Here is a 15,912-nt window from a genome sequence, read left to right on the forward strand (position 1 = left end):
TTTGGATTAAAAGGAGCTATTAGACGGAGCAATTGCTACAGGTCGGATAACAAACGATGAAGACTGTGTGCGATTTTTATGAAAGGACAACAAACCGAGAATCAATTCATAAAATGGTCTGTACGCAACTGATAATCAAGTGGTACACAAGTGATGATCAAGCGGTACACACTGCGGGAGCAGACAAAAAAAGAGGTTCGCAATGAACCTCTTTTTGGTTTTCATGTAGAGAGTAAGGATCTAGCCTTTCTGGAATGGATAGATGGAACCCAACTTCAACAGTTGCGTTAATTCATCCAACGCGGTGCGCGATTCCACCAACAAGCTAGGATCGGCCAAATCCTCTGGCGAGATACGATCACGATAGTGTTTCTCAACCCAGGTGACCAGATCCTTGTATACCTGATCGCTCATCAACACATTCTGATGCCCCGCCGCCAGTTCGGTTTCGTTCAATGCTACGCGCAAACGTAAACACGCCGGGCCACCGCCATTCTGCATGCTCTGTTTCAGATCAAACACTTTCACCTGTTTGATCGGTGTGTTCATCGTCACCAACGAATCCAGATAATTGGATACCGACGGCACTTCACGACATTCATGCGGCACCACCAAGGTCATGTAGCCATCGTCATGGCTCAGTAACTGGCTGTTGAATAAGTAAGATCGCACGGCGTCCTGAACGCTCAAATCCTGATTGGATACCATCACTGGCACCAGACTTGTACCCAACAATTTGCGGTCAATCTCTTCAATCACCTGATTCGAATTCAGGAAGGCTTCTTCATGATAAAAAAGCACATTGCGATTCCCAACGGCGATTACATCGTTGTGGAATACACCGGCATCAATGGTTTCCGGTTTCTGCTGGGCATAGACCACACGATCTTGTGAAAGACCGTGTAAACGCGCGATTCCCCGACATGCCTCCAGGGTTTGGCGTGCCGGATACTTTTTAGGTGCTGGCGCGTTTTCACGGAAAGCTTCACGACCATACACAAAGAACTCAACCCCGGCTTCACCGTATTCATTACAGAAACGGGTGTGGTTAGCTGCGCCTTCATCACCAAATTGTGAAACTGCAGGCAACGCCGGATGGTGTGCAAAGTGGTTTGGGTCGTTAAAAATGGTTTCTAAAATGCGGGTGGTGGTTTCATGTTCGATAGAACGATGCACCTTGGCATTCAGATTCGCAGCAGTAAAGTGCACTTTGCCGTCTTGAGTATCCGCACTTGGCGATACTGTAGCGGCATTGGCCGTCCACATGCACGAGGCGGAACTGGCCGCCGCCAACACCACAGGCTCATGCACGGCTGCGCTGGCTAATACTTCACTGTCTGAGCCGGTAAAGCCCAACGCTCTCAGGGTTTCAATACTCGGGCGCTCTTGTGGCGGTAACACCCCTTGCTTGAATCCGAGGTCATGTAGGGCTTTCATTTTTTCAAGCCCTTGCAACGCCGCTTCTTTAGGGTTCGACGTCTGCTTTACGTTACTTTCAGACGCGACGTTCCCATAAGATAAACCGCTGTAGTTATGAGTCGGTCCAACCAACCCATCAAAATTCACTTCGTATGCAGTCATGGTCTTTCCTTCATTTCTGCCATATCAACCGGGCCATAAATGGCGCACTTGTTTTTCAATTTCAGTGTTAACTTACAGTGTTAATCCAGGGGACAAGCTGCCTGGTACAGACAAACTTTCATCCTCAAGAGAGGCCATTGGGTAAGCACAATAGTCCGCCGCGTAGTAGGCGCTGGCTCTGTGGTTACCACTGGCTCCAATACCACCAAACGGTGCGGCACTGCTGGCTCCGGTTAATGGTTTGTTCCAATTCACGATCCCTGCCTGAATTTCATCCAGGAACTGCTCATACAGTTCAGGGTCATCTGCCAACAGACCTGCGGATAAACCAAATTCGGTGTTATTCGCACCGGCTAAAGCCTCTTCGAATGAGTCGTAACGAATCACACTTAACAAGGGGCCGAAATACTCTTCATCAGGCAGTGCCGTCACCGCAGTGACATCAATAATGCCCGGCGACAACAAGGCCGTACCTTCTTTTAAGCGTGTCACTTCAAGTAAAGATTGGCCGCCCAGTTGCTGCAAGTTTTGTTGCGCTTTAAGAATGCCTTCGGACGCAGGAATCGAGATCAGAGAGCCCATGAACGGTTGCTCTTCTGCGTTGTAATCACCCACTTTGATGTTCTTGGTTACTGCCACCAAACGCTCGATGAACTTATCGCCCTGCTCGCCTTTTGGAACGAACAAACGACGGGCACACGTACAACGTTGACCCGCAGACACAAACGCCGAGAACACGGTATGGTGAACCGCCGCATCGAGATTCTCAGGGTTATGAACAATCAGCGGGTTGTTGCCACCCATCTCCAACGCAAGAATTTTTCCTGGCGCACCGGCAAACTGCTTATGCAACAAATGCCCGGTTGCAGAACTACCAGTAAAGAACAGGCCGTTGATATCGGAATGACCAGCTAATGCAATTCCTGTTTCTTTGGCGCCCTGAACCAGATTAATCACGCCATTTGGCAAGCCGGCTTTCAGCCAGATTTTAAGGGTTTCATCTGCCACCATTGGCGTCATTTCACTGGGCTTAAATACCACGGTATTACCCGCCAACAATGCCGGTACAATGTGACCATTAGGTAAATGGCCCGGGAAGTTGTAAGGCCCGAATACCGCCACCACGCCATGCGGCTTATGACGAAGCACCGCATGACCGGCAGCCACATCACTTTCCTGACGACCAGTCCGCTCTTCATACGCTTTAATGGAAATTTCGATTTTACCAATCATGGCACCAATTTCAGTGGCCGATTCCCAGAGTGGTTTACCGGTCTCTTTACCAATGCACTCTGCCAGGTGATCTTTGTTTTCACCCAACAATTCAGCAAAACGACGAACCAAGGCCATACGCTCTTCAAGCGGTGTACGACGCCATGCAGGAAACGCAGCTCTTGCCGCTTTTACCGCCTGATCAACTTGTGCAGCTGAGGCTGACGTTCCTTCCCAAATAATCTCTTGTGAGACAGGATTGGCAGATTGAATCACCTCACCTTCACCCGCTAGCCATTGGCCGTTAATCAATAATCGAGGGTCCATATTAATGCTCCTGTACTCCAAATTCTGTTTGAGAAGATTCTTTCACGCCGAGCTCTTTTTGGGCGTCCAAACGGGGTTCGCGCAGAGAAACAATGCGAACCTGATCACCGGTATTTACTTGCAGTTGCTCGGCTTGTTCTTTGTTGATCAACAACAACTTGCCAACCAGCGAGGACTTGTTAAATAACGTCACCCTGAAATCTTCATACTGTGTGTTGGACACCAACAGAGGGTCTCTGTCTGTGTCATCAAAAGGTTTCGCGTTACCGACTTCCACCGTCACTAAACGGCTTTGACGCACGGCACGAATGTTTTCCACAAAGGCTTCGACCAATGGCCCGGCATCGAAGATGTCCACCAAGCCGTTGTAGTTAAAGCCTTCACTCTTGAGCATGGCCAAAGCCGGTCGCGTGTTGTCATGAGTTTTACCCACCGTCTGTTGTGCTTCTTCAGACAAAAACGGTAAATAAATCGGGTATTTCGGCATCAACTCGGCGATAAAGGATTTCTGACCAACACCGGTGAGGTAATCCGCTCGGGTAAATTCCAGAGAAAAGAACTTACGTCCAAGCGATTCCCAGAACGGTGAGACGCCGTTTTCATCCGAATAGCCACGCATCTCGGCAAACACTTTCTGGCTGAACAAATGAGCAAACTGCGCCAGAAACAGGAAACGGCACTTAGACAACAAACGGCCGTTATTGCCCTTACGGTAATCGGCATCCAAAAACAGCGAACACAGTTCACTGCAGCCGGTCATGTCATTGGTCAGATACAGGGTCGGCGTTTGTTTGTGAATGCCTAATTCAGAAGAGGCATTTACGGTGGTGCTCACCCGATAGTTGTACCAAACGTCACCTAAGCCAACAGCGGCTTCCAGACCACAAACACCGGCAATACAGCCCGCTTCGGTGTCTTCCAATGCAAACATATAGAAACGGTGACGCTCATCAGTCCGTTGACTGAATGACGCTTCCGACGCCTCAATTTTTGCGGCTAGCAATTCTTCGTTGGCAGGTAAGGTCGTTAGCCCTGAACCTGCGTTTTGAGCCATTCTCAACAAGTCGCCAAGATCTTTTTGTTCAATAGGTCGAATCACAATCATCTTAAGACCTCCTAGAAAGGTACGACCGCAATGCGATCGTCCTCTTGCAACCTCAGTGCTTCGACTTGTTGCGCTTCAAGTTCCACGGTTTGTTCATGCTCATCCAACGAGGTCAGGACACAGCGGAAATCGGATAACGTCGGATTGCACACCATGAACTTACTGCCTTTCGGACGTTGTTCAGCCTGACTGAAACGCTTGTAGTGGCAGTTCTTCAAGGTATGAATATCGTCCAGACGTGCAATCAGAGTTGGGCCACCATCAAAAATATCGAGGTGTTTACTGGTGCGGAACCCTTCCCTTAACAACAACTGGTAACCGATGGACGCCGCATCGTTTGGCTTGCCCATCACGGCTTGTGCCTGGGCAGACAACAAGGGGACATAGATAGGATGAGACGGCATCAACTCTGCAATGAAGGTCTTGGTTTTAATGGCCGAGAAATAGTCGGCGGATTTGAAATCCATATCGAAGAAATGTCGGCCCAGACTGTCCCAGAAAGGAGAACCGTCATCCTCCGTGTGTTTGCCTTGAATTTCGACAATCACCTCGCGGGAGAAAAACTCACGGAATAAACCAATGAACAGCAAACGCGTGCGGGATAACAATTCCAATGCATTACCCTGCTTGTATTCGCGCTGGATCGACAAGGAACACAGCTGGGTTTTTCCCGTTAACTCATGCGTCATATACAACACCGGCACACGGTTATGGACATCCAGTTGATGCGAGGAATGAATTAACTCGTCTTTACGGTAGTTATAAAACGGCGCGCCATTGCCAGCACAGGCATCCACGCCCGCAACCCCAACAACATTGGAGTCGCCGTTATCCGCCAGGCTGAAGTCTTCCATCACAAACAAAAACCGTTCTTTGCCTGCAACCGACTTTTCACAGGAAAACGACTGTCGGGATAATTCAATACGCTGACTCAGTAAATCCCGCTGGTTACTTAAAGTGGTTAAGCGTGCTTCACTGCTGGTGACAAGTTTTTCAATCCCTGCTAAATCGGAATGATCGGCAGGACGAACAACCAACATAGGACTCTCCTAATTCGGGCTGATAGTGCTCGGGTATATGGATAGGGTACGTTTAAAAAATATTGAGGTGAGGGTGATACCCAGTGAAAGCGCCAGTCGGAAACCCGGTACTCTTGCCTTCCACCACTCACCTCGAACCGTTAAGGGCTGATTAATTCACTATCAATTCGCTATCAACTTAATGGCAAATCAATACCAATCAGCCCGTTAAACTTGGGGCTAACTTACCCAGCCACCAATTGATCTACGGCCTTGGCAAACGCAGCCATACCTTGATCAATCAACTCATCTTCAACAATCAATGACGGTGCGAAACGAACCACGTTCGGTCCCGCCACCAACACCATAACGCCGTGCTCTAACGCCGCGTTTAAGAAATCTTTGGATTTGCCTTGCCACTCATCCACCAGCTCAGCACCGATTAACAGACCGCAACCTCGAATGTCTTTGAAGATACCGTGCTTGGCATTGATGTCTTCCAGGTGCTTGCGGAAACGTGCCGCTTTATCTTCCACACCCTTCAACACTTCTGGCTGGCTTACGATGTCCAGCAAGGCTTCACTAACCGCACAGCCCATTGGGTTACCACCGTAAGTGCTGCCGTGGGTACCAATGGTTAAACTCTTCGCGATGTCACCACGGGTCAGCATAGCGCCGATTGGGAAACCACCGCCCAAGGATTTAGCCGTGGTCAGAATGTCTGGAGTAACACCGTATTTTTGATAGGCATACAACGCACCACTACGGCCGACACCGGTTTGAACTTCATCAAAAATCAACAACGCATTGTGCTTATCACACAGCGCACGAACACCTTCAATAAACTCTTGAGTCGCAGGAAGAATACCGCCTTCACCCTGAATCGGCTCCATCACAACCGCACAGGTTTTATCAGAGATGATCGCCTCCAAAGACGCCAAATCATTGAAGTTCGCATGACGAATACCATCCACCGCTGGCTCAAAGCCTTCACGGTATTTCGCCTGACCACCTACGCATACAGTAAATAAGGTACGACCGTGGAAGCTGCTGTTGAAAGCAATAATTTCATTCTTTTCCGGGCCGGAATGTTCCCAGTGATAACGACGTGCCAATTTGAAGGCGGCTTCGTTGGCTTCCGCGCCTGAGTTCGCAAAGAACACCTTGTCTGCAAAGGTCAGGTCGGTCAGTTTCTTAGCCAAACGTAGCATGGGTTCATTCGCCAACACGTTACTCACGTGCCATAAATTCTGCGCTTGCTCAGTCAACGCACTCACCAACGCCGGGTGAGCATGACCCAAGGCACTTACCGCAATGCCGCCTGCAAAGTCGATGTACTCATTGCCTTCCTGGTCCCAAACACGTGAGCCTTCACCTTTCACAGGAATCATTTTTCCTGGTGCGTAGTTTGGCACCATAACTTCATCAAATAGCGCGCGTGTTACCGGGGTTTTCGTTTCAGTGGTCATTCGCAATGTCTCCATCGAGCGGTCTGAAAAGTCGAAGGCTATGAATTCATCCTAGCGGCTTCTCAAACGAAAGCATGTAAAAAAGATATGGAGAAATTCTATGTGCAAAGCGCATGTCCCTATTTCATAAATGCGACCTGTGCTTATAAAACTGCGAACTTTCAACGAACTATAGGATGAGTTCAAACGACCGTTTATCACCAAAGGATGAAAAACGTACCAAAAATGAATCACTCAATTTGCCAATTTGGAACTTAGCACCATACTCAATTGAAACCGTCATAGAACGGTCATAAAACAAAGCAGTTATAACTGCTTTGTTTAAAGAACAAGAAGCAACTTTCAGAGCATAAAGACCTGTCTTCGACAGGAAACGGGATTACAACCAATGACCATGGATGAACTAGAGCGCCATCTGCGCCAAGAGCTTGAACGAATTGATGCCGTTCTCAATCAAAAAGCGCTGACCTGGTATGGCATCAGAAAGGCCGTAAATATCTTAAAAACCCGGAACCACTCGCACTACCCTAGCCTGCTGCGACATGTATTCATGGACATTCGGGAAATGTACATTGAACAACTGTCGTTGGATCGGCTGTATCCACGTTTGGACCTAGTTATGGAGCTGGCAATCAGACTGGATAGGCGTTTATCTCCTGTGCCACTGTTGGACGAGCCGGTGTTCAAACTACCGACAGAGCGAACGCTGGAAATTGCCTGTTAGAATCAAAGGCGTATTGAAGCAGATGTCTAAAACAAATCACTGAAACAGATCTCTTAAAAATCACTGAAACTGCGCTTTACGGCGTCGTTCTTCACTCGGCGTCATCCCGTAGTTATTACGGTAGCTGGTGCTTAGATGGGCACCGGATGAGTAACCGCACTGCAGCGCAATTTCCATAATACTCAGACTGGATTGATGCAATAAATTACGCGCCCGTTCGAGGCGTATTTGTTGATAATATTTCGACGGTACGGAATCCAGATATTTCTTAAACAACCGCTCCAACTGACGACGGGAAATGCCGATATGACCGGCCAGATCGTCGGTGGACAGAGGTTCTTCGATGTTGGCTTCCATTAATTCAATGGCGCTTTGTAGTTTTGGCTGTTCGGTATTTTGTTGGTCTGTCAGTAACTTACGATGGGTCTTAGTCGTCCCCCCGATCCTTGCCCTAATAAAATGCTGGGCCAACGATTCCGCCAACTCGGCGCCATGATCGCGAGCCAGTAAAAAGGTCATCATGTCCATCGTCGAAGTACCACCACGACTGCTTGCACGATTCCGATCAACAACAAAGCTGTCTTCGACAATACGAACGTTGGGAAATTGATCAAACAGAAAGGCGTCATTCCACCAATGAATGGCCGCCCTATGATTGACCAGTAACCCGGCTTCCGCCATTACTAAACCGCCCGTTGCCAACCCTGCCACGGTATTGAATCGATAAGCATTGGCACGCACCCAAGCCACCAAATCCGGGTGGCTTTGATAAGACACCGGCGAACCACCACAAATCAATAAGGCATGGCCTTTTTCAATCGTATCCACCGCCTCAACTTCAATCCAGTTACCTGCCTCAGCTTGTACTCGTGACGTTTCAAACCCTACGTATCTCAGACAGTACAAGTCTTCCCCGAGAATACTGTTAGTCGCCATAATCGGGGCGGTAGCCGACCCCAACACCAAATTTGAGAAACCGGGTAATAACAACACCACGTATTGTCGAAGCTCACCGGACACCATCGGAAAATCACTGCGACCTTTACCTGCAGTGCCAGACACAGGCACCACCCTTGGTGCTTCAGAGCCAGAATTTGCGTCTTGAGTCTTGGAATCAGACATTATCAGAGAAAACTCACTTACCAGAATTAACAGGCATTCGTTTCGAATACACCGTGTTTGAGAACGGTTCCATCAGCCATCATTTTCTGGCCTTTTGAGAACACCGAATCTAATTCAAGCGTAGCAGCATCCAGAAGAATCAGGTCTGCATCGGCACCTTCTTCAATTCGGCCTTTCTTGGGCAGCTTTAGTACCTCTGCCGGAGTTCGAGTCACCACCGTTATGGCATTTTCGATCGACACATCATGATCAAATACGGCATCACGAACTTCAGATAACAAGCTGGTCAACGTGCCCACTTTTAAACCTCGCAGACGCCCGGCTTCATCAAAGTCAGGCAAACTGGCAAAGCCATCTGAGCTGAAAGTAATCTGGCTCGCAGGCACACCCGCCTCTAATAACTGTGCCAAGGCTTCCGCACATTTCACTTCACCGGCGGCGAGAATTTCGGGGGTGGTACTCGCAGTTAAATCCAGATAGCCACCAAGACGGGCAAACTCTTTGCCGGCATCGAGTAGCGTCTGAGTACGATTAATATGAGTAGGGTAAAACTGAGTGATGGGAATGTCGGTATTACTCACCACATCCAACAAGGGTTGCAGACAAGTGTCCGAGTCTCCTACGTGAACAGAGACAATTCCCGCTTTACCTGACAGCATACCGCCCACTCGTGCTTGCGCGGCCAAGCGAGCCAACTCCTGGGTGGTCGGTTGACTGGATCGGTGATCCGAAATGGCCACTTCCCCCACGCCAATAAACTTATCAATGAGAATGATGTCTTTATCGATGGCATCAAACAACGTACGTGCCGGGGTTTGATAAGACCCTGTATGACAGTAGAGCGTCAGCCCTTCTTCTTCCAATGCATTGGCCTTAGCAAGAAGGTTGGTCAGTGTTCGCGTCACCGAATCCGTTCCCAGTACACCGACCAGGGTAGTCACTCCGGCTTTCACTGCATCGGACAAATGCATCTCAGGAGTACGTGTGGTAAACCCGCCTTCGCCACCACCGCCAATAATATGAACCAATGAATCCACCAGCCCGGGAGCAAGGATTTTTCCTGAGCCATCAATGACTTTAATAGGAAGAGAATCAGGAGTCTCCAAACAGGTTGCCATCGCCACAATCTGACCACCAGCAATTAACACATCCTGTTGACCCAAATGACGAGGGGAATATACTTCGGCGCCTTTGACTAAATACACAGATACAACCTTTTCCGGTCTACACTCAAAGATTAATAGATAAAACTATTATTAAAGTAAGTCAGCGGCCGATAACAGTAAAGCGATTCTACTCAAGGGAATGTCTGAACAACAAACATCAGCGAGAAAACTATGCGTGTATCTATCTTTCTAAAATCTCAGTTCATGAATGTTGCCTTCTTGATCATTCTTCTGTTGACCTTTGGTTGGCTGATAACCCAAATGGATCTGGTGGTATCTCGCATCGAACATACCAATGAGTTTTTGGACAATCAGTCACTCGCCGTTGCTGAACAAAAAAACTTACTGACGCAACAAAAAGAAAAGATGGATCTTCAGGCCGTCACCTTAAGCGCATATTCCCACTACTCCCGATATCTGATGTGGCGATTAGAATCCACCATAACCACTGACAGCCGTTCTATCGAAGAAGCCAACATTTCCGAAGAAAAGCTGCGCGCCGATCTCGAAAAAATCATCTCACTGGATGAAGAATTGGGTGAAGCCGCTGACGTTGTCACCATATATCTGGAAGACTTTAACACCACCATTCAGGAAGCCATTGATCTTAACAAGCAAGGCGCTGAACCGCGTTTGATCCAATCCAAGGTCGGTGACTCTCAAAGTCACAGCAGTGCCATGAACGCCATGTTCGAAACCATTCTTGAACAGGCCGCACTGTCAGTAAAGGAAGCCAGTGAAGGGGTATTTAGCGCGGGTAACAAAGTTGAAGAAGCCGTTTCACAGGTAAAAACCGCCAGCCAGAAAAACATCACCGATGGCACCGAAATGCAAACACAGATGGTCTACATCTTCTTTATTGCTTCCGCCATCAGTATCGTGATTGGGGTATTAGTAGCGAAATCCGTGACCCGCCCTATCCGACTATTAACCCATCAGGTTAAACAGATTGAACAAGAGTCCGACCTGACCCGTCGCATCAACATTAACAGCCGGGATGAGATCAGCGACATCGCTACCGCGTTGAACAGTATGTTGTCCACCTTCCAAAGCATCATTCAGCAGCTGACCAAAGAATCCGATTTACTGGCCTCAGCCTCTCAACAAAGTAAAAACCTGAGCGAACAAAACCTTCAAGTGGTGGAAGAACTCAGAAAACAATCAGAAATGGTGGCTGCTGCCAGTAATGAAATGGCGATCACCATTAAAGGCATCAACGACCACACCGAAGAAGCGGTCAACCAATCCAACGATGCGACCCAACATTGCCAACAAACCGAGCGCATCATTAATACCACCGCCAGCAATATTTCCCAGCTGTCGTCTCAGGTCGAGAATACCGTGTCGTCCATCAGTGAAGTGGCGAAAAACAGTCAAGCCATTGGTTCAGTGTTAGATGTAATTCGCGGTATTGCGGAGCAAACCAACCTGTTGGCATTGAACGCAGCCATTGAAGCCGCTCGCGCCGGAGAACAAGGCCGAGGCTTTGCCGTGGTGGCCGATGAAGTGCGAGCACTGGCACAGAAAACCGGCGATTCCACCAACGAAATTCAGGCCATGATTGAAGCCCTTCAAAAAGGGGTCAGTGACGCCGTTGCTCAAATGGAACGAAGCAAGGCCGAAGTAACCAACTCTTATGAAGAGTCGCAAAAAGCCAACGACACCATTGAAGCAACGGTTCAATCTGTCTCAGCCATTGCGGAGACCAATCATCAGATCGCCCATTCTACGGAAGAACAGGCAACCGCTGCAGAAAGTATTGATGAGAGTATCACCTCCATCAGCCAACTGTCTGATCACGTAGCGTCTGCAGCAGAGTCGGCCGCTAATTCCAGTGAAGAACTGGGCGACATCGTGGTGAACATGAATCAGATCATCAATAAATTCAAAGTGGAGTAACGGTTTCAACGCAGAACACCTCTCACTGTCGCTTAACAGGTTTTAAATGGGGGTGTTTCGCGCACGATCATTCATCAGACAAACATCAGCCGAGCGCAATTCCTACGCCTCTGAATTCCAACATCACTGAATTCGAATATCACTAAATTCAACCAGATAGCCATGCCCAAAAGAGGCATTTTGTCCATCATGCCCAAGCCATTTTCGAATGAAATAACCACACAAAGCACTCCATTAAAAACCCATCTTCGGACACTTTAGAATTACTACATCACCACACAATCGCGTGCGATATCCCCCTTTTAAATACAAGACATAATCTCACACAATCCTCTTTTCGAAGCTAAGTGATTGATATTTTATAGATCCGAATCGCCTCTTTGCTACAAACATAAAAAACATTCCAGCCGGACAAGATTTCACTTCCAAAGCTCTTTCTATACTGAAATTTCAGCCCTTGTTTTATGCGGTCAGCTGCCCGGCCATCGCGTAGCAACAAGACAATAAAGAAGCTATTCCAGGCTATTTAGGGAGTGACAGGAATGCTCAGGAAACCAATATTGCCCTTAGTGCTAGCCGCTTCAACCCTCTTCCTCCAAGGATGCGATAACGACAAAAGTTCACACTCATCCTCAAGTTCAGGACCAGGAACCAGCGGAGCCGAAACAACGACCTTCACCGTCTGCGTCGACAACAGTAATGTTTCAAGTAGCTGCGACCCGAGTGTCGCTACGGTATCAGCCGCTACCCAGATGGATCGTGCGCTCAAAGCCTTTTTATTCAACCCGGCCTATGCTGCCGCCGTCACAGGTCTGAGCGAGTTCTTTGTCTTTTACGTTGATGCCAATGGCACCATCCTGACAGATCCCGCCGCACCAGCACCTGCACTTGCTTCTGTTTCGACGACGGGACTGGCCGACGGTTTCTACCGAATTACAGTGACCGGAACACCAACTGACAACATCAGTGACAGTCAATTTCCGGTAATCACCGCCGATTTTAATGGCAACCTGACGGCCGCTGCGATTGAAGCTGCCGGGACATTGGCTGCGTTAAACACCTCTCAAAATGGCGCAACCTTTACTACACCATTTGTGCTGCTCTCTGACCTGAGCGATGCCGACGGCGATGGTGTCACGCTGGACAGAATCAGCAGTGATTTATCGGTCGCGATTATCGAGAACGATTTGCTATCCACCCAAACCGCCGCAACCCTCGACACCTTCGTGGACGATGCGACGACCGATGCCATTGATGCAAGAACCACCAACCCGGATGCCGATCTAACCCAAGTTGTTATCGACAATCAACCAGACCCGGATCCAACCGTGCAAGTGTATGAAGACATGGTGGTCAGCGGGACGGTATCCGGATCATCATCCGCACAAGCCGCTGCAACAACCAGCGAAACCGGCGTTGCGATTGACGGGGCGACAGTGAACATTCTTGGCCTCGATCAAACCGGCGCAACGGTCTTCTCTGCGGTAACGCAAACCGATGATAACGGGCAATTCAACGTGACCGTGCCCGACATTGAAAACTCGGAAGCCAGCGTCCTGACCCGCATTGAAGTCACCATTCAAAAAGATGGTTACATCGTCGGTGAAAAGGTATTTACCGATGGTTTTGAATCTGGTGCAACCCTCAGTCTGAGAGCCTTACTTGGTCAAGAAACGGTCGTCACTCAAAGCCGTGATCAATTGGCCATCACTGCCTCTGGTGAACGCACCTTCCGCTTAGGTCTAATTAAATACAGCAACGGTGAAGTGGCTGCGGTAGCCGGTCAACAATTCGCCGATGCCCGAGCCTCAGCAGACAGCAGCACCTTATTGGATATGGCAATTCCTGAGGATTGCGTGCCTACCGACACCACAGCGGTTACAGCGAGGGTTGCCTACTTCGACCCGAACGATCAGACCGATGTTCAGTCCTTCCCGGGCAGTTTCCAAGGTACAGGGGATGACACCGCCGGAGGAAACGGCATCAATCTGGATGCCACCGCCAATGACGAAACCTACCGTCTCGTTTCATCCGTATTCAGCCAGGTGAAATTAGAAAACCAGGACGGAGACAACCTGTCTATCGACAGTAACTGTGGTACCACCGACGGTGCAACGGCCGCTGCCGAAGGCGATGCCGCCATTATGACGCTCAACGTACCGCTTGAGAGTTACGACACCATCACCGAAGACACAGACGCTGACACCGAAGGCGTTCAAGTGCCAATCTATATCTACAAAAACGGCTGGAAGTTTGCAGGTAACGGAACCCTGGTAGTACTCAGTGATGTCGCGAATGAAGACTACACCTTGTACACCGGAACTGTACCACCAGACGCAAACGTCACCCCGGATTTGTTCGTTCAAATTACCGTAACCGAAGGCAATGAGTGGATTAAGTGGGTCAACCTCGACTGGCCTATTCGTCCTGAAGTAAACGCTCAGACCTTGTGTTTGATGGGCTCGATCCACTTCGACGGCAGTGATAGCGATAATCTGGAACCTTACAATGGCAGTCTCGAAATCCAATCACCAACCGGATGGGAATGGGCTTACATTGATCAGGGCGATCTGGATTTCAGCAGTATTCTGTCTGACGGCGCCGATCCTTCCACCTTTACCTATCAGGTTTGGAACTGGCGCACCAATGAATATGAAGTCCTCACAGGCGCCAGTGCAGTGCCAGAAGACGGCGAAGACTGTGATATCAAACTGACCTTCGAAGGTCTGTTAGAGAACCCGCTCCAATGTAAAGTTTCGGGCACGATTACTAAATCCGATACCACACCGGCACCGTATTTCTGGTTCGAGTTCAATGCGTCTAATCAGTTCTTCAACTGGGGTAACACCAATCAACAAGGAACGTATTCGTTCGGTGCTCCTTGTGATCAGGACGGTGTCATCAATGTAGCAGGACAAGAGTTCGACGTCTTAGCCAGCGGCTTTACCGATGGCGTACAAACGGTCGATATCGAACTGCAAAATGCAGCGCCGGAAGTCTGGGCATGGGCACCTTGGCGCATGATCAACGGCAATACGGTCAATGTCGAGGTATTTGCCTGGGATCCTGACGGTGAAGTTACTTCCATTGCTGCCACAACCTGTGAAGGTGGCACCTGTACAGCCCCAAGCAGCGAAGGCCAGCCATTTACCTATACCGCAGATACGGTAGGTGAGCACACTCTTACCTTTACCGCGACGGATGATCAGCAGGCCACAGGCACTGCCAGCATCACCATCATTGTTGACCCGGTTGGTAACAAACCACCTAGATTCAACTCGTTCCGTGTAGACGGCGCCTTTGGTGGCGTTGCTAACGGCATCATTGTTGGACCAGGAGGCATGATTGATGCGCGCAGTGGCGACACAGTCACCATTACCGCTCAAGCCTTTGACCCTGATGCAAATACGATGACCTATGCATGGACAGGTTGTGACACGGCATCGACAACGAACCAATGTCAAGTCACCACCAGCTCTTCTGGTCAACTACCTGTCTCGGTCACAGTAACGGATCAACCAACCGCAGGAGATGCTCTGTCTACGTCTGCAACCATGACGTTGAACGTACTCGAAGACCTTGCGCCGTTTGTTGGCAGCATTTACTCAGTACCCTTCTCCGCCATTGATGCAGGCCAAGGTAATGTCAGAGACATTCTTTTCAAAGCGTTTGTGGATGACGACTTTACCTTACCGGAGAACTTGACCTTCAGCTGGTCAGTACAGGCAAGTGACGGTTCCGGTTCGCCAATTACGGGAACTGATCCTGAACTTACCGTTGCCTCCGGTACGCTCAGCGCGGGTGACTACACCGTATCTGTCACGGTCACTGATACCGCAGCAAATGAAACCACAGAGACTCGAAGCTATCTGGTTCAAGAGCACCAAGCGCCGACGGTTCAGGTGCCATCCAACAAAACGGTACTGACCAACAGCGAGAGTCCTGCGACCAATGCAGAAGACATCATTGTTGTGGCCGTTGCCCAGGATGACGTAACGCCGATTGAATCACTCGTCTACTCCTGGACAGTCACCGGTGGCAGCTTAATCGATCCGATCATGCAAAGTACCGCCACCTTGACCATTCCGGCAGGCACTCTGGAAGCAGGCAGCTATACCGCCACGGTGTCGGTCAGTGACGGCCAACCAGGTGAACCGGCAACGAAAACAACCGAGGCTACTGTCGTAATCGACGTCTTCAGTGAGCCAAGCGATACAACAGTAATCGTTCAATAACATCAACTTAAAAAAATAATTTCATTTTAAAAAGATGCCGCTTAGCAGCGGCA

The 15,912-nt window shown here is 49.2% G+C and carries 10 protein-coding genes; 3 read left to right on the plus strand and 7 right to left on the minus strand.

Annotation, left to right across the window (positions count from 1 at the left end; translation table 11 throughout):
• Positions 1-240: 240 nt before the first annotated feature.
• From astB to QQL66_RS20675, 5 genes are all read right to left on the minus strand, one after another.
• The gene (gene astB / locus QQL66_RS20655) at positions 241-1,581 is read right to left on the minus strand and encodes an N-succinylarginine dihydrolase (protein ID WP_284384109.1); all 1,341 of its coding nucleotides are present in this window, start codon (positions 1,579-1,581) and stop codon (positions 241-243) included.
• 72 nt (positions 1,582-1,653) lie between these two features.
• The gene (gene astD / locus QQL66_RS20660; protein WP_284384111.1) at positions 1,654-3,120 is read right to left on the minus strand and encodes a succinylglutamate-semialdehyde dehydrogenase; all 1,467 of its coding nucleotides are present in this window, start codon (positions 3,118-3,120) and stop codon (positions 1,654-1,656) included.
• A gap of 1 nt (position 3,121) precedes the next feature.
• Positions 3,122-4,225: an arginine N-succinyltransferase gene (gene astA, locus QQL66_RS20665; RefSeq protein WP_284384113.1), complete on the minus strand. Its 1,104-nt coding sequence runs from the start codon at positions 4,223-4,225 to the stop codon at positions 3,122-3,124.
• A gap of 11 nt (positions 4,226-4,236) precedes the next feature.
• Positions 4,237-5,265: an arginine N-succinyltransferase gene (locus QQL66_RS20670; RefSeq protein ID WP_284384115.1), complete on the minus strand. Its 1,029-nt coding sequence runs from the start codon at positions 5,263-5,265 to the stop codon at positions 4,237-4,239.
• 224 nt (positions 5,266-5,489) lie between these two features.
• Positions 5,490-6,713 carry an aspartate aminotransferase family protein gene (locus tag QQL66_RS20675; RefSeq protein ID WP_284384117.1) on the minus strand — a complete coding sequence of 408 codons (1,224 nt, stop codon included), beginning with the start codon at positions 6,711-6,713 and terminating at the stop codon, positions 5,490-5,492.
• A gap of 388 nt (positions 6,714-7,101) precedes the next feature.
• On the opposite strand from QQL66_RS20675, the gene QQL66_RS20680 reads away from it, so the two are divergent.
• The gene (locus tag QQL66_RS20680) at positions 7,102-7,437 is read left to right on the plus strand and encodes a hypothetical protein (protein WP_284384118.1); all 336 of its coding nucleotides are present in this window, start codon (positions 7,102-7,104) and stop codon (positions 7,435-7,437) included.
• Positions 7,438-7,497: 60 nt separating this feature from the next.
• Here the strand turns inward: QQL66_RS20680 and QQL66_RS20685 are convergent, their stop codons facing one another.
• Together QQL66_RS20685 and iadA are read right to left on the minus strand one after the other, a co-directional pair.
• Positions 7,498-8,559, minus strand: coding sequence for a GlxA family transcriptional regulator (locus QQL66_RS20685; protein ID WP_284384120.1), 1,062 nt, complete (start codon positions 8,557-8,559; stop codon positions 7,498-7,500).
• A gap of 26 nt (positions 8,560-8,585) precedes the next feature.
• Positions 8,586-9,764 (minus strand): beta-aspartyl-peptidase, encoded by a 1,179-nt coding sequence (gene iadA / locus QQL66_RS20690; RefSeq protein WP_284384122.1) that lies wholly within the window; start codon positions 9,762-9,764, stop codon positions 8,586-8,588.
• A 132-nt stretch (positions 9,765-9,896) separates the two neighbouring features.
• Here iadA and QQL66_RS20695 point away from each other — a divergent pair, with 132 nt between their 5' ends.
• A complete protein-coding gene (locus QQL66_RS20695; RefSeq protein WP_284384124.1) occupies positions 9,897-11,624 on the plus strand; it encodes a methyl-accepting chemotaxis protein in 1,728 nt (575 codons plus the stop codon).
• A gap of 542 nt (positions 11,625-12,166) precedes the next feature.
• Entirely contained in the window at positions 12,167-15,859 is a 3,693-nt protein-coding gene (locus QQL66_RS20700; RefSeq protein ID WP_284384127.1) for an Ig-like domain-containing protein, read from the plus strand.
• Positions 15,860-15,912: the final 53 nt, after the last annotated feature.

The organism is Litoribrevibacter albus (genome assembly GCF_030159995.1).
GTDB classification, from domain to species: Bacteria; Pseudomonadota; Gammaproteobacteria; order Pseudomonadales; family Litoribrevibacteraceae; genus Litoribrevibacter; species Litoribrevibacter albus.